The organism is Gordonia sp. NPDC058843 (assembly GCF_042743165.1).
Taxonomy (GTDB): Bacteria; Actinomycetota; Actinomycetes; order Mycobacteriales; family Mycobacteriaceae; genus Gordonia.
This window is the reverse complement of record NZ_JBHYNC010000003.1, coordinates 125,648-140,396: the sequence shown is the minus strand read 5'-3', so window position 1 is coordinate 140,396 and position 14,749 is coordinate 125,648. Positions and strand designations below refer to the sequence as shown.

13 protein-coding genes are annotated in these 14,749 nt (G+C 68.4%); 1 reads left to right on the top strand and 12 read right to left on the bottom strand.

The genetic code is table 11. The features are described 5' to 3' along the window. Window positions 1-56 precede the first annotated feature (56 nt). A complete protein-coding gene (locus tag ACFW3F_RS03570) occupies window positions 57-1,217 on the bottom strand; it encodes a M24 family metallopeptidase (protein ID WP_388054369.1) in 1,161 nt (386 codons plus the stop codon). Between the two features lie 101 nt (window positions 1,218-1,318). Here ACFW3F_RS03570 and ACFW3F_RS03565 point away from each other — a divergent pair, with 101 nt between their 5' ends. After that, entirely contained in the window at window positions 1,319-2,314 is a 996-nt protein-coding gene (locus ACFW3F_RS03565; RefSeq protein ID WP_388054562.1) for a 5'-3' exonuclease H3TH domain-containing protein, read from the top strand. Here ACFW3F_RS03565 and ACFW3F_RS03560 read toward each other — a convergent pair. The 11 genes from ACFW3F_RS03560 to dop all read right to left on the bottom strand — a co-directional run bounded on the left by ACFW3F_RS03560 (window position 2,290) and on the right by dop (window position 14,727). Next, a complete protein-coding gene (locus ACFW3F_RS03560) occupies window positions 2,290-3,186 on the bottom strand; it encodes a DUF4333 domain-containing protein (protein ID WP_388054367.1) in 897 nt (298 codons plus the stop codon). The two genes, ACFW3F_RS03565 and ACFW3F_RS03560, sit on opposite strands and share 25 nt — an antisense overlap. Window positions 3,187-3,408: 222 nt before the next feature. Further along, window positions 3,409-6,219 carry a DEAD/DEAH box helicase gene (locus ACFW3F_RS03555; protein WP_388054365.1) on the bottom strand — a complete coding sequence of 937 codons (2,811 nt, stop codon included), beginning with the start codon at window positions 6,217-6,219 and terminating at the stop codon, window positions 3,409-3,411. After that, complete coding sequence (gene tatC, locus ACFW3F_RS03550; protein WP_388054560.1) at window positions 6,216-7,136, bottom strand: twin-arginine translocase subunit TatC; 921 nt, start codon at window positions 7,134-7,136, stop codon at window positions 6,216-6,218. Before tatC ends, ACFW3F_RS03555 begins: the two co-directional genes overlap by 4 nt. Before the next feature lie 93 nt (window positions 7,137-7,229). Then, window positions 7,230-7,502, bottom strand: a complete 273-nt coding sequence (gene tatA / locus ACFW3F_RS03545) for a Sec-independent protein translocase subunit TatA (protein ID WP_388054363.1) — start codon at window positions 7,500-7,502, stop codon at window positions 7,230-7,232. Between the two features lie 131 nt (window positions 7,503-7,633). Beyond that, entirely contained in the window at window positions 7,634-8,605 is a 972-nt protein-coding gene (locus tag ACFW3F_RS03540; protein ID WP_388054362.1) for a helix-turn-helix transcriptional regulator, read from the bottom strand. After that, window positions 8,605-9,612 carry a helix-turn-helix transcriptional regulator gene (locus tag ACFW3F_RS03535; protein ID WP_388054360.1) on the bottom strand — a complete coding sequence of 336 codons (1,008 nt, stop codon included), beginning with the start codon at window positions 9,610-9,612 and terminating at the stop codon, window positions 8,605-8,607. The genes ACFW3F_RS03540 and ACFW3F_RS03535 overlap by 1 nt, the downstream gene beginning before the upstream one ends. Window positions 9,613-9,680: 68 nt before the next feature. Further along, complete coding sequence (pafA, locus tag ACFW3F_RS03530) at window positions 9,681-11,039, bottom strand: Pup--protein ligase (RefSeq protein WP_004019052.1); 1,359 nt, start codon at window positions 11,037-11,039, stop codon at window positions 9,681-9,683. Between the two features lie 82 nt (window positions 11,040-11,121). After that, entirely contained in the window at window positions 11,122-11,889 is a 768-nt protein-coding gene (gene prcA, locus ACFW3F_RS03525; protein ID WP_388054358.1) for a proteasome subunit alpha, read from the bottom strand. Then, a complete protein-coding gene (prcB, locus tag ACFW3F_RS03520) occupies window positions 11,886-12,767 on the bottom strand; it encodes a proteasome subunit beta (RefSeq protein ID WP_388054356.1) in 882 nt (293 codons plus the stop codon). The genes prcA and prcB overlap by 4 nt, the downstream gene beginning before the upstream one ends. Next, window positions 12,764-12,955 (bottom strand): ubiquitin-like protein Pup, encoded by a 192-nt coding sequence (locus ACFW3F_RS03515; RefSeq protein ID WP_004019064.1) that lies wholly within the window; start codon window positions 12,953-12,955, stop codon window positions 12,764-12,766. Before ACFW3F_RS03515 ends, prcB begins: the two co-directional genes overlap by 4 nt. A 272-nt stretch (window positions 12,956-13,227) precedes the next feature. Then, window positions 13,228-14,727, bottom strand: a complete 1,500-nt coding sequence (gene dop / locus ACFW3F_RS03510; RefSeq protein ID WP_388054354.1) for a depupylase/deamidase Dop — start codon at window positions 14,725-14,727, stop codon at window positions 13,228-13,230. Between the last annotated feature and the right edge of the window lie 22 nt (window positions 14,728-14,749).

The window sequence follows — 14,749 nt, the reverse complement described above, 5'->3', positions numbered from 1 at the left end:
GATAGACCTCGATCGAAGTCCAGCAGTCGAAACGAGGTTCACCGGTCGGAGACCACCTACAGCCGGACGAGTTCGTGCGGGCGGTTGTTGAGCGACTCGCAGCCGTCCTCGGTGACGATGACGATGTCCTCGATCCGAGCCCCCCACTCGCCGGTGACGTAGACGCCCGGCTCGACGCTGAACGCCATACCGGCCCGCAGCGGGATGTCGTTACCGCCGACGATGTAGGGCTCCTCGTGCACCGACAGCCCGATGCCGTGCCCGGTGCGGTGGATGAAGCGTTCGGCCAGGCCGCGGGACGCGAGGCGATCGCGGGCGGCGGCGTCGATCGAGGCCGCGGTCACACCGGGCCGCACCGCAGCCACGGCCGCACGCTGCGCCTCGAGCAGCGCGGCGTAGGCGTCGGCGATGTCGGCGGGCGGGTCGTCGAAGCAGTAGGTGCGCGTGGAGTCGGAGTTGTAGCCCGGCTCGACCGGACCGCCGATGTCGACGACGACGATGTCGGACCGGCCGATGACCCGGTCGGAGAACTCGTGGTGGGGATCGGCGCCGTTGGGTCCCGACCCGACGATGATGAACGCCGCCTCGGTGTGCCCCTCCTCGAGGATCGCGGCGGCGATGTCGGCGGCGACCTCGCGTTCGGTCCGGCCGGGGATCAGCCACTCCCCCATCCGTGCGTGCACACGGTCGATCGCGGCACCCGCGCGGCGGAGCGCGTCGATCTCCGCGGCGTCCTTGATCATTCGCAGTTCGCGCAGTACCTCGGTCGCCAATTGCGGTGTGGCGCCGGTGTGGCGGGCCAGCGGGATGACGTGGAGGGCGGGCATGGAGTCGGAGACCGCGATGCGTGGCTGCGCGGGCAACCCGGCCAGCGCCAGCGCGTGGGCGTCGTCACCGTCGACCCAGTCGATCACCTCGATGTCGAGATCGCCCACCGCCGACGAGGACAGCGAAGGAACCTCCAGTCGTGCGATCACCAGTCGCGCTCCGCCGGTTGCCGGAATGACGAGCGCGGTGAGGCGCTCGAAGGTCTCCGCCCGCGAACCGACCAGATACCGCAGGTCCGGCCCCGGGGCGACGACGATCGCGTCCAGACCCGCGGCGCGGGTGAGTTCGGCGGCGCGCCGGACCCGCTCGCGATACACCTCGGCGCCGAAGAGCGGAGACGCCGCCGCCCCCGACGTCGCGACCCGTGTTGCTGCGCTTCCTGATGCCATGCGTCGAACCCTACCGCCGACCTCCCGGCCCGGTCCGTGAAGCAGTCCTCCGCACGATGGTCGCCGTCAGATGACAGAGTATGGGGGTGACGGATTCGTTGATGCTGCTCGACGGCGCGAGCCTGTGGTTCCGATCGTTCTTCGCCCTGCCGGAGAAGATGACCAGCCCGGACGGACGCCCGGTCAACGCGGTGCGGGGTTTCGTCGACACGATCGCCAATCTCGTGGTGCGCGAACGGCCCACACGCCTGGTGGTGTGCCTGGACCTCGACTGGCGCCCGGAATTCCGTACCGACCTGATCCCCACCTACAAGGCTCATCGCGTCGCGGTCCCCGACGGTGGGACCGACGTCGAGGGCAGGGACATCGACGTCGAAGAGGTGCCCGACACACTCACCCCGCAGGTCGACATGATCATGGCCGTCCTCGCGGCAGCGGGCATCGCGACCTCGGGGGCCGTCGGCTGTGAGGCCGACGACGTGATCGGCACCCTCGCCTACGACGAGGCGGTCGATCCGGTGATCGTGGTGAGCGGGGACCGTGACCTGCTGCAGGTGGTCGCCGATGATCCGGTCTCGGTACGCGTTCTGTACGTCGGACGGGGCCTGGCGAAGGCCGAGATGATGGGCCCAGCGGAAGTCGCCGAGAAGTACGGCGTCCCGGTCGAGCGAGCCGGTGTCGGGTACGCCGAGATGTCGATGTTGCGCGGCGATCCCTCCGACGGGCTGCCCGGCGTCGCCGGCATCGGCGAGAAGACCGCGGCAAAACTCATCACCGAGTTCGGCAGCCTGGATGCCCTCGAAGCGGCTGCCGCCGACCCGTCGTCGACTGTGCCGACCCGAAGCCGCAAGTCACTGCTCGCGTCTGTCGACTATCTCCAGGCCGCCCGGACAGTCGTTTCGGTACGCATCGACGCCGAGACGATCGACAGCGGTCCGGACGTCCTTCCGTCCGAACCCGCCGACCCCGCAGCCCTCGCCGAGCTCGTCGAGGAGCTGGGCATCGGGGCGTCGGTGGGTCGGTTGGCCAAGGCGCTCGGCTGGCCCCAGGCCGGTCAGGCCCGGGGTGCAGGTCAGCTGGGACGCGAGACCTCGTAGCGACCGTCGTCGTCGATGAATGTGACGGTGACCTGCTGCTGCTGTCCGCCGACGGTGACCGAGCAGTTGAACGACGCCCCGGTCTCCACCCGCTGGCCCGACGGGCACTGGACGTCGGAGACGTCGCTGGCCTGGTAGTCCTCGGTCAGGATCTTCTGTACGCCATCCTGCGCAGCCTGCTGATCGAGGTTCTTCGGCGCCCACCCGGGTACGAGGAACGCGGTGATCAGGACGATCGCGGCGATGAGGATCAGCGCACCGCCGCCGACGAACATCAGTGTCCGGGCGGTCTTGTTCGACTTGCCGGCCGCCATCCCGCTGAACTGATCGCCGCCCCCGTACGGGTTCTGACCGTAGGGGTTCGGCCCCGTTCCACCCGGCGGATTCTGACCGTAGGGCTGCTGTCCGTACTGCCCCGGTGCCCCGTACTGCCCCGGCGCCCCGTATTGACCGGCCCCGTACTGGGAGCCGGGCTGACCATACGGCTGCGCGCCCGGTTGGCCGTATTGTCCGGGCTGTCCACCCGGGTAACCGACCTGTGTCGGCTGGGACTGGGAGGGCGCCGAATGTGGCGGCTGACCCGCCGGTCCACCCGGCTGCTGGTAGGGGTTCTGCTGGTACGGATCCTGGTGCGGCTGACCATAACCCGGGTTCTGCGAGCCCGGATTCTGGGCACCGGGATTCTGCGCTCCCGGATTCTGGGCACCCGGATTCTGGAACCCCGGGTTGGGGGCCATGGTGGTCGGGTCGGCCTGCGGGGTGCCGGACGGCGTGGAACCGGGGAGGTTCACGATCTCGGTCTTGCCGTCGGGACCGGACTGGTCGCCGGAAGGATTCGGTTGGGACGGGTTGGGGTTGTACGGGTCGGTCATGAATCCCTCCCACTCGGCCGTGCACCCGATGGACGGGTGTCGGCGAACTGTGACGTCGCGGCAGTATCGGGGCGAGGCACGCCGACACCGAATGCGGGGTGAACGTTACCTCAGCGGCCTGCGACTATCAGCAAACATCGCACGTGCCCCGCGGTCGCGTCGTCCGGTGGACCGACACCCGCGAACCCGGCCGAATCGACCAGCCGAGTCAGGGATATCGACTCAGCCGAGTTCGGCGGCGACCACACCGCGTCGGATGGCCTTGACCGCTGCCCGCGCCGTACCCCCGAGACGGGTGTCGGACCCCACCCCGAGCCGGATCTGTTCGAGCAGGTCGACGACCTGCCGGTTCCATCTGACGAAGTCGCCCGGCGAGAGCAGTTGTCCGCGTTCGCCTGCGAGGAGCAGAGCCTCACCGAGCGAACGGCCCGACGCCCAGGTCGCCACGGCGACGGAGAATCCGGTGTCGGGTTCGCGCGTCGTACTCACCCGATGACGCTGCTCGACCGCGGTGACCCGCGACCATATCTCGACCGTCGCCGACATCGCCGCACGCATGGAACTGTTGCCGGGCAGCACGTCGACGCCGCTGTAGCTGTCGCGCCGGCTCTCGTAGACCAGAGCGGCGACCACCGCGGCAAGATCGGCCGCCGATAGATCGTCCCAGACACCGGCGCGGATGCACTCGGTCACCACCAGGTCGCTCTCGCTGTAGATGCGACCGAGCAGCTTGCCCGACTCGGTCACGAGCATCGTGTGTCCGGTGGACTCGGTCGCTTCGGGAACGCGTTCGATATATCCCAATTCGCTGAGGACACCGACGATGTGGTCGAAGGTGACGCCGAGGGTCGACGTTCGCTCCCCGATGCTGCGCTCGGCGTTGACGATGTCGCGCACCAGCCGATTGCGCCGTTCGGCGAGTCGGAACAGGTCGTCACCGTTGGGCAGTTGGTGCGCCGGGTGTGCGCGGAGGGTGCGTCGTAGGTGAGCGAGTTCGGTGTCGTCGGCGGCGTCGGCACGCTTCTTGGGGCGTCCGCGCGGCATCTCGATGCCGGTCGATCGCAAGGCCGACGCCAGGTCACGTCGGCCGCGACCGGTGCGCCGATCCGCATTCTTCGGCAGGCGCATGTTGCCCAGCACCTCGGGCGGGTTGACGAAGTCGCGGGTACCGACGCGTCCGCACCAGGCATCTTCGGTCAGCACGAGCGGCTTGGGATCCTGCGCCTGCGTGGCCGGCTCGATGATGACCGCCAGACCGCGGTGCCGTCCGACCGGTACGCCGATGACATGGCCGCGTTTGAGCGAGGCGAGGTCGGCGGTGATGGCGTCGTGCGTGTCGACGCGCTTGCGGTACTTGAGATCTCGTTCCCGGCGTCGGATGTCCTCGCGCAGTGTGACGTATCCGAGGAAGCCGGCGTAGGGCTCGTCGCCCGATTCCGCTTCGGAGTCAACCGATTCCAGGCCTCGGGCCTGCGCCGCCCGCGACAGCTCGCTGTCGAGTTTGCGCAGAGCCCGCTGCGCCTCGTCCAGTTTGCGGGCCTGCCCCACGACCGATCGGTCGGCCTGGAACTGTGCGAACGACCTGTGTAGCAACTCGCGGGCGCCGTCGAGGCCCAGCCGCCCCAGCAGGTTGACCGCCATGTTGTACTCCGGCGAGAACGAGCTGCGAAGCGGGAACGTCCGTGCGCCGGCGAGACCGGCGACCTCCTCGGGGACCACTTCGGGTGTCCACACGACGACCGCGTGGCCTTCCACGTCGATCCCGCGACGGCCGGCCCGGCCGGTCAGCTGCGTGAACTCGCCGGGGGTCAGGTCGACGTGGGACTCGCCGTTGTACTTGACGAGCCGCTCGAGTACCACCGAACGGGCGGGCATGTTGATGCCGAGCGCGAGCGTCTCGGTGGCGAAGACCATCCGGACCAAACCGCGTACGAACAGCTCTTCGACGGTGTGCCGGAACGTCGGGAGCATGCCCGCGTGGTGCGAGGCCAGTCCCCGACGCAGACCCTCGCGCCATTCGTGGACGCCCAGCACGTCGAGGTCGGTCGGCGACAACTCGGTGAGATGACGGTCGACGATCGCGTCGACCTCGCCGATCTCCGCGGGGGTGAGCAGCGAGATGCCCGACCGCAGGCACTGCGCCAGTGCGGCGTCGCATCCGACCCGGGAGAAGATGAAGCCGATGGCCGGGAGCAGCGCCTCCCGGTCGAGTCGCGTGACGAGGTTCGGGCGGGACAGCGCCGGTCCCCGTCCGTCACGCCGCCGGGGTCCGCCGCCACGCCCTCGTCCACGGCCGCGTGCCGCCTCCCGCTCGTCGTCGGCCATCAGGATCCGGTGCCGGATCTGGCGTTTCAGCTCCGGGTTGACGCGCGGACGGGTGCCGGCCTTGCGTGCCGGGCCGGTGTCGGCCGGATCGAACAGATCGAACAGCCGCTGCCCGACGAGCATGTGCTGGGACAGCGGCACCGGACGGTGCTCGTCGACGATCACCGAGGTGTCACCGCGGACCGTCTGGATCCAGTCACCGAACTCCTCGGCGTTGCTCACCGTCGCCGACAGACTCACCACGCGAACAGACGGCTCGAGGTGCAGGATCACCTCTTCCCACACCGCGCCGCGGAACCGATCGGCCAGGAAATGGACCTCGTCCATGACGACGTGCGACAGCCCGTCGAGCGCCCGTGACTCGGCGTAGATCATGTTGCGCACGACCTCGGTCGTCATGACGACGACCGGCGCATCGGGATTGATCGAGCTGTCGCCCGTCAGCAACCCCACTGACTCTTGCCCGTGGACGGCAACCAGGTCGTTGTACTTCTGGTTGCTGAGGGCCTTGATCGGCGTGGTGTAGAAGCACTTCGTGCCCCCGGCCAGGGCGAGGTGCACGGCGAACTCGCCGACGATGGTCTTGCCCGCACCGGTCGGCGCGCACACCAGCACGCCGTGTCCGCCCTCGAGTGCCTCGCACGCGCGGAGCTGGAAGTCGTCGAGCCGGAACGCGAGCCTCGACGTGAACGAGTCGAGTTGTGTCACAGGACGTCGTCGAAGGTTGCGCGTTCCCGGGCAGACGTGCGGGTCGTACCGGCGCCGATACGGCTCGCGGGAGCCGGGATCGGCGACGCCGGTGCGATGGGCTTAGTCGGCGGCAGCGGGCTTGCCTCGTCGTCGGAGAGGTCCGCCCACGCGGACGCCTTCTTCGCCTTGCGTCGGTCGACGATGCGGGCGACCTGGATCGCGAACTCGAGCAGGACGGTGAGTGCGAGCGCCAGCGCCAGCATCGTGAACGGGTCCTGGCCCGGTGTCACGATCGCGGCGAAGACGAACACCGTGAAGATCAGGCCGCGTCGCCAGCTCTTCAGGCGGGCGTAGGTCAGCACGCCCACGACGTTGAGCGCGATGATCAACAGCGGCAGTTCGAAGCTCACACCGAAGATCACGAGCACGTTGAGCATGAACCCGAAGTACTGGTCGCCGGCCAGTGCGGTGACCTGAACCTCGTTGCCGACGGTCAACAGGAAGTCGAAGGCCTTGGCGACCACCAGGTAGGCCAGCACAGCACCGCTGACGAACAGGGTCGCGGCCATCGCGACGAACATGATCCCGTACCGGCGCTCGTTGGAGTGCAGACCCGGGGTGATGAACTGCCAGATCTGGTAGATCCACACCGGGCAGGCCAGCACGACACCGGCGGTGAGCGCCACCTTGAGGCGCAGCATGAACTGATCGAACGGACCGGTCGCGAGGAGGCGACACGAGTCGTCGGGGGTCAGTGTGGCGCGGGACGAAGCGGGCAGGTCACAGTACGGTCCGCGCAACATGTCGCCCAGCGACGGGATGCCCAGGAATCCGTGGCTGTACCAGACGAACCCGAAGATCGTGGTCACGACGATGGCCAGCAGCGAGAGCACCATCCGAGTGCGCAGCTCGTACAGGTGCTCGACCAACGACATGGTGCCGTCGGGGTTGAGTTTTCGCTTACGTTGCCGGGGATCGAGACGTCGGGGAATCGGAAGAGTGCGCACTGGCGATGCTCCGACGAACCCCTATGCCGACTTTTTGACGTCGGCGTCGCGCTGCGTGGCCGGCTGGGTGGAATCACCCGCGGGCAGTTCGCGCCGCGTCGAATCGGTCGGCGTCGTATCGGCGGCTGCCGGTGAGTCCTTGTCGTCGTCCTTCTGCATCTCCTTGACCTCGCTCTTGAAGATGCGCAGCGACTGTCCCAGACCTCGGGCGGCGTCCGGCAGCTTCTTCGAGCCGAACAGGATCAGCAGCACAATGGCGACGATCGCCCAGTGCCACCATGACGTGAAGCCCATGAGATCACCCTTCAGTTCGGATCAGACAGTGTCCAATGCTACCCGACATGCACCCCGCCGGTTGGGGCCCAGCCTGATGGTTCGACCAGCCCAGCGGCGGGCTCAGCGGTAGCCGGCTCAGCGATACCGGCTCAGCGATACCGGGCGCGGGCGGCACCTGCGGAGTCGGCGACCGCGGCGGCGACGTCCGGGGAGCCGACGACCCGGACGGCTCCCCCGAATCCGAGCAGGAACCGGGTGAGCCACTCCGGTGAGCCATAGACCAGGCGGGCACGGACGGGCAGGTCGGGGTCGGGCCGGTCCTCGACCTCGTCGACGGGTTCGAGCGGGTAGTAGTCGAGAATCCAGAGCTGGTCGGCATCGATCTCGATCTGGACCGCCGGGAGGTCGGGGTTCTCGGCCACCAGCACCGATTGATTGGACGCGGCGGCCTCGGCGGGCGGCCGGCTCGGTTCGTCGAGCGCGGACGCGGTGTCGACGCGGTCGAATCGGAACAGACGCACGCCCTCGGCCATCCGGCACCAGGCCTCGAGGTAGGTGTGCTGATCCATGACCTGTAAACGAATCGGGTCGACCACGCGATCGGTGACGCTGTCGCGGCCGGCCGAGTAGTAGCGCAGCCGCAGCGCTCGCGCTCGCTTGGTGGCCTCGCGGATCGTCGTGTAGGTCGGGTTCTCCCCCGTCGGCTCGGCAGCCACGTCGGATGCGCCCGCGACCCCCGGCACCGTCGCACCGACCGCCTGCTCGATCTTCGCGATCGCCCGACGCGCGGCCGCGACATCGACCACGCCCGGTGTCTCGACGAGCGCCCGCAGGGCGACGAGGAGCGTGCTGGCCTCCACGGTGGTCAGCCGGAGCGGCCGGTCCATCCCCGCGGTGAAACCGACCGTCACGTAGCCCTCGCTGAACTCGAGCTCGATGAGGTCGTCGGGGTAGTACCCCGGCAGTCCACAGACGAAGAGCAGCTCGAGGTCTTTGGTGAGCTGCGCCTGGGTGACCCCGAGTTCGGCCGCGGCCTGAACGATCGAGATACCCCGGCGAGCTTGGAAATACGGGACCATCGCCAGCAGTCGGTTGAGCCTGGACGGCGCTGCAGGGGCCATCAGACGCTCACCCCGGTCAGGCGGTCCAGGCTCGCGACGACGAGTTCACGCAGCTCCGGTGGATCGAGGACGACGGCGTCGCGGCCGACCCCCAGGACCATGCGTGCGACCGTCGTCAGCGAGTGGATGTCGAGGGTCACGATGTCACCGGGTTCGCCGTCGAAGTCGGCGGGCTCGGTCGTCGTCGCGACACGGCGAAGACCGAACGCACGATCGGCCGCGACCCAGATCCGCGCGGTCCGCCCGTCCGAACCGGCTGCGGAATCGACGGCCGCCGAGACGATCTGCTGGAGGTCGGTACCGGCCGGGACGACCACCGCGTCGGCCTCGCCCACCGCGGCGACCTCGGTGATGCGCGACAGTCGGAACGTCCGGGTGGCCTCGCGATCACGGTCGTGACCGACGACGTACCAGCGACCCCGGTGCGACACGACGCCCCACGGTTCGACGCGCCGGGTGGTCGGCGCGGCAGCCGCGGACGACCGATGCCGGAACTCGACCGCACGCTTGTCCTGGACCGCCGCGAGCAGACCCGCGATGACCTCTTCGGAACCGAGTGATCTCGACGACCCGCCCGTGGTGATCCCCAGATCGTCCTCGGACCGGACGTCGAGGCCGGCCGCCCGGAGTTTGAGGATCGCGGTCTGCGACAGCGTCGAGACCTCCGGCGTGTCCCACAGCGCGGCGGCCATGGCGATCGCCGCCGCCTCGTCCGATTCCAGGGAGATCTCCGGCAGTTCGTAGGAGTCGCGGTCGATGCGGTAGCCCTCGGCGCCCGCCGACATCGGGGACCGGCCGGTCACGAGCGGGATCCCGAGATCTCGCAGCTCGTTCTTGTCACGCTCGAACATCCGGTTGAACGCCTCGTCGGACTGCTGCCCATCCGCTTTCACGCCGTCGGAGTAGCCGGCGACATTGCGGCGGATGTAGTCGGCGGTGACGTACTGCCGCGTCCACAGCAGGCAGATCACGAGGTTGAGCAGACGCTCGACTTTGGGAGTTGCCACCGGGTCAGGTTAGAGCGTGGCCGATCACCGCGTGCGGAGGCACGCTGCAGACCCCGGCAACCCGGCACTCACATCGAGGCGATGAGGCGATCGACACGTTCGTCGACACTGCGGAACGGGTCCTTGCACAGCACCGTCCGCTGCGCCTGATCGTTGAGCTTGAGGTGAACCCAGTCGACGGTGAAATCGCGGCCCGCCTTCTGCGCGGCCGAGATGAAGTCCCCGCGGAGCTTGGCTCGGGTGGTCTGCGGCGGCTCGTTCACCGCGGTCTTGATCGCCTCGTCGGTGGTCGCCCGGGCGACCAACCCCTTGCGCATCAGGACGTCGAAGACGCCACGACCGCGTTTGATGTCGTGGAAGGCCAGGTCGAGCTGCGCGATCTTCGGATCCGACAGTTCCATCGAATACCGGTCCTGGTACCGCTGGAACAGCTTTCGCTTGATGACCCAGTCGACCTCGGTGTCGACCTTGGCGAAGTCGTCGCTCTCCACCGCATCGAGCATGCGTCCCCACAGGTCCACCACCATGTCCATCTCGGGATCCGGGCGGCGGTTGGTGAGATGCTCGACGGCGCGGGCGTGGTACTCGCGCTGGATGTCGAGAGCGCTGGCCTGGCGGCCGCCGGCGAGGCGCACCGGCCTGCGCCCGGTCGGGTCGTGGCTGACCTCACGGATCGCGCGGATGGGATTGTCGAGCGCGAAGTCGCGGAAGGCGACGCCGGCCTCGATCATCTCCAGGACCAGAGCCGCCGATCCGACCTTGAGCAGGGTCGTCATCTCGGACATGTTCGAGTCGCCCACGATGACGTGCAGTCGGCGGTACTTCTCCGCGTCGGCGTGCGGCTCGTCGCGCGTGTTGATGATCGGACGCGAACGGGTGGTCGCCGAGGAGACGCCCTCCCAGATGTGCTCGGCGCGTTGCGAAAGGCAGAAGGTCGCCGCCTTCGGGGTCTGCAGCACCTTGCCTGCGCCACAGATCAGCTGACGCGTCACGAGGAACGGCAACAGGACATCGGAGATCCGGGAGAATTCTCCCGCCCGCACGACCAGGTAGTTCTCGTGGCATCCGTAGGAGTTGCCCGCCGAGTCGGTGTTGTTCTTGAACAGATAGATGTCGCCGCCGATGCCCTCGTCGGCGAGGCGCTGTTCGGCGTCGACGAGCAGGTCCTCGAGCACGAGCTCGCCCGCCCGGTCGTGATTGATCAGCTGGATGAGGCTGTCGCACTCCGCAGTCGCGTACTCCGGGTGCGAGCCCACGTCGAGATAGAGGCGGGCGCCGTTCTGCAGGAAGACATTCGACGACCGGCCCCACGACACGACCCGGCGGAAGAGGTAGCGAGCGACCTCGTCCGGACTGAGGCGGCGGTGGCCGTGGAAGGTGCACGTGACACCGAACTCGGTCTCGATGCCCATGATTCGTCGCTGCACTTGACCAACCCTACTCGCGCGGACCGCGGCGGACCGGTCGACACGCACCGGCCGCCGCGACCCGCGGCGTTCTCGTCACTGTTCAGGTGGACGGCGTCTCACCAGGGGCTTCGTCGGACTCCGGCGGTGTACTCGAGGCGGGGAGCAGACCTTCGACCGCAGACGTCGTCAGGCGCCGGAACGCGCGCCGGGGACGGTTGTGGTCGAGGACCGCGACCTCGAGGTCACCCGCGGACAGCACTCGCCGTTCGGTCGGGGCGCCGCTGCCGTTGTCGGCCGGAGCCGTCAGCGCGTCGACCGCGACACCGATCGCACGTCCGAGTTCCAGATCGGGCTCGTAGCTCTCCTTCAGCGCCGCCGCGATGGGTTCGGTCGTCCCACCCATCACAAGGAAACGGGTCTCGTCGGTGATCGACCCGTCGTACGAGATCCGGTACAGCTGCGACCGCCTCGGCTTACCCGGTCGGGCGACCTCGGCGACGCACAGCTCCACCTCGAACGGCTTGGCCTGCTCGGTGAAGACACTGCCCAGTGCGTTCGCGTAGGTGTTGGCCAGCGACAGCCCGGACACGTCAGCCCGGTCGTAGCTGTAACCGCGCATGTCGGCGATCTGGATGCCGGCCTTGCGCAGGCTCTCGAACTCGTTGTACTTGCCCACGGCCGCGAAGCCGATCCGGTCGTAGATCTCGCTGGTCTTGCGAAGCGTGTTCGACGGGTTCTCGGCGACGAACAGCACGCCGTCGGCGAAGGTGAGGATCACGACGCTGCGACCCCGGGCGATGCCCTTGCGGGCGAGCTCGGAGCGATCGCGCATGATCTGCTCGGCGCTGGCGTAATACGGGAAGGTCATCGGGCACTCCCGTCGTGCTCGGCACTGCGGCGTTCGATGACGGCGCGCGCCGCCGCCTCGATGTCGGTCGCGTCCACCTCCCGGGCCCCGTCGGCTCCGACGATCGCGGCCATCGGGAAGATCTTGCGGACCAGGTCGGGTCCGCCGGTCGCCGAGTCGTCGTCGGCGGCGTCGTAGAGCGATTCGACGGCGATCGCGAGGGCCTCGTCGGCGCTCAGATCGGGCCGGTAGAGCTTCTTCAGCGATGACTTGGCGAACACCGACCCGGAACCGATGGCCGTGTACCCGCCGAACTCCTCGTGTCGGTCCCCCGCCACGTCGAAGCTGAAGATGCGTCCGCGCTCGGTCGGATCGTCGTGATCGATGTCGTAGCCGACGAGCAACGGGATGGCCGCGAGACCCTGCAGAGCCGCGCCGAGATTGCCCCGCACCATCGACGCCAGACGACTGACCTTGCCGTCCAGGGTCAGCGGGACGCCCTCGATCTTCTCGTAGTGCTCGAGCTCGACGGTGAACAACCGCACCATCTCGATCGCGATCCCCGCGGTGCCGGCGATGCCGGCCGCCGAGTACTCGTCGGTGATGTAGACCTTCTTGACGTCGCGGGTGGCGATGAGATTGCCCATCGTCGCCCGGCGGTCACCGGCGAGCACGACCCCGCCCGGGTAGGACACGGCCACGATCGTCGTGCCGTGCGGGATGTCACCGGCACCGTCAGCGCCACCGGCGAACGACCCCACCCGGTCGACCTGGGCCTGAGGTAGCTGCTCCGGCGCATGCGTCCGGAGGAATTCGGTGAACGACGAGATGTCGGCGCCGGAGTAGGAACCGGGGCGGAACGGGGACAGCGGGGGCAGTGAACCGAACCTGTCGCTCACTGGCCGCCCTTCTGAACGTAGGCGCGCACGAAGTCCTCGGCGTTCTCCTCAAGCACGTCGTCGATCTCGTCGAGCAGGTCGTCGGTGTCCTCGGCCAGCTTCTCGCGACGTTCCTGTCCGGCGCCCGAATCGGGGCCCACGCCCTCGTCGTCGCCGCCGCCACCGCGCTTGGTCTGTTCCTGCGCCATCTGCTGCCTCCTTGAAACCGATCGCCCCTTGGCGGGCTACCGCGGTCGAGGGAGTCGGGATCGGGTGTCGCTGTCGCGGCGGTGATCCGGTGTCGCTGCCGCGACTGATCCGGTGTCACTGCCGCGACGTGATCCGGTGTCGCTGCCGCGACGGTGATCCCTCGTGTCTCGACCCTGCGGAATCGTGTGCTCCCACACTACCTGTGGGGACGACAAGTGTGGCGGAACGAAGCACATGCACATCGGAGATGGGCGCGGGGTGCCGCGGCATGTCAGGTGGTGAGCTGATCCACCAGTTCGGCGGCCGAGTCGACCGAGTCGAGGAGCTTGCCGACGTGCGCCGCGGTACCGCGCAGCGGCTCGAGTGTGGGGATCCGGACCAGCGAGTCCCCGCCGAGGTCGAAGATGACCGAGTCCCAGCTCGCGGCCGCGACGTCGGCGCCGAACCGGCGCAGGCACTCGCCGCGGAAGTAGGCCCGCGTGTCGCGGGGTGGTTCGCTGATCGCGGCGAGTACGTCGTTCTCGTCGACCAGTCGCTTCATCGACCCGCGCGCGACGAGCCGGTTGTACAGCCCCTTGTCCAGCCGGACGTCGGAATACTGCAGGTCGATGAGCTGGAGTCGGGGCGCGGACCACGACAGGTTCTCGCGCTGACGGAAGCCCTCGAGGATGCGCAGCTTCGCGGGCCAGTCGAGGATGTCGGCGCATTCCATCGGATCACGCTCGAGGCGGTCGAGCACATCCGCCCATGTCTGCAGGACGTGCGCGGCGCGCTGGTCGTCGGAGTGCTCCTGGTCGTGGAACTTCTGGCAGCGCTCCAGGTACTCCCGCTGCAGGGCCAGTCCGGTGAGTTCGCGCCCGTTGGTCAGGGCGACCGTTGCCGTGAGCGAGGGGTCGTGACTGATGGTGTGCACGGCCTGTACCGGCCGGGCGAGCTCGATGTCGGAGAAGTCGACGCCGGCCTCGATGAGGTCGAGGACGAGCGCGGTGGTCCCGACCTTGAGGTAGGTCGAGGTCTCGGCGAGGTTGGCGTCACCGATGATGACGTGCAGGCGCCGGTAGCGCTCGGGGTCGGCGTGCGGCTCGTCGCGGGTGTTGATGATGCCGCGCTTGAGGGTGGTCTCGAGTCCGACCTCGACCTCGATGTAATCCGACCGCTGCGACAGCTGGTAACCGGCATCGTCGCCGGACTGTCCGATGCCGACGCGTCCCGAACCTGTGATCACCTGCCGCGAGGCGAAGAACGTCGTGAGCCCCGCGATGATCGCGGTGAACGGCGTCTCCCGTGCCATGAGGTAGTTCTCGTGGGTGCCGTAGGACGCGCCCTTGCCGTCGATGTTGTTCTTGTACAGCTGCAGCTTCGGGGCGCCCGGGACGCTCGCCACATGCCGGGCGGCGGCCTCCATCACGCGCTCGCCCGCCTTGTCCCAGATGACCGCGTCCAACGGGTCGGTGACCTCGGGGGCGGAGTACTCGGGATGGGCGTGGTCGACGTAGAGCCGGGCGCCGTTGGTGAGGATCATGTTCGCCGCGCCGATCTCGTCGGCATCGATGATCGGGGCGGGTCCGGACCCACGTCCCAGGTCGAAGCCCCGGGCGTCGCGGAGGGGTGACTCCACCTCGTAGTCCCAGCGTGTCCGCTTCGCGCGCGGCACACCGGCCGCCGCGGCGTAGGCGAGAACCGCCTGCGTGGACGTCATGATCGGGTTCGCGGTCGGGTCGCCTGGCGCGGAGATTCCGTACTCGACCTCGGTCCCGATGATTCGCTGCATCCTTCGAGGGTAGATGTTCACT

Bases quoted from the DNA above. Each gene is read 5' to 3' on its own strand.
- ACFW3F_RS03570 (WP_388054369.1), bottom strand. From the start codon at position 1,217: ATGGCATCAGGAAGCGCAGCAACACGGGTCGCGACGTCGGGGGCGGCG.
- ACFW3F_RS03565 (WP_388054562.1), top strand. From the start codon at position 1,319: ATGCTGCTCGACGGCGCGAGCCTGTGGTTCCGATCGTTCTTCGCCCTG.
- ACFW3F_RS03560 (WP_388054367.1), bottom strand. From the start codon at position 3,186: ATGACCGACCCGTACAACCCCAACCCGTCCCAACCGAATCCTTCCGGC.
- tatC (WP_388054560.1), bottom strand. From the start codon at position 7,136: ATGTCGTTGGTCGAGCACCTGTACGAGCTGCGCACTCGGATGGTGCTC.
- tatA (WP_388054363.1), bottom strand. From the start codon at position 7,502: ATGGGCTTCACGTCATGGTGGCACTGGGCGATCGTCGCCATTGTGCTG.
- ACFW3F_RS03540 (WP_388054362.1), bottom strand. From the start codon at position 8,605: ATGGCCCCTGCAGCGCCGTCCAGGCTCAACCGACTGCTGGCGATGGTC.
- prcA (WP_388054358.1), bottom strand. From the start codon at position 11,889: ATGACCTTCCCGTATTACGCCAGCGCCGAGCAGATCATGCGCGATCGC.
- ACFW3F_RS03515 (WP_004019064.1), bottom strand. From the start codon at position 12,955: ATGGCGCAGGAACAGACCAAGCGCGGTGGCGGCGGCGACGACGAGGGC.
- dop (WP_388054354.1), bottom strand. From the start codon at position 14,727: ATGCAGCGAATCATCGGGACCGAGGTCGAGTACGGAATCTCCGCGCCA.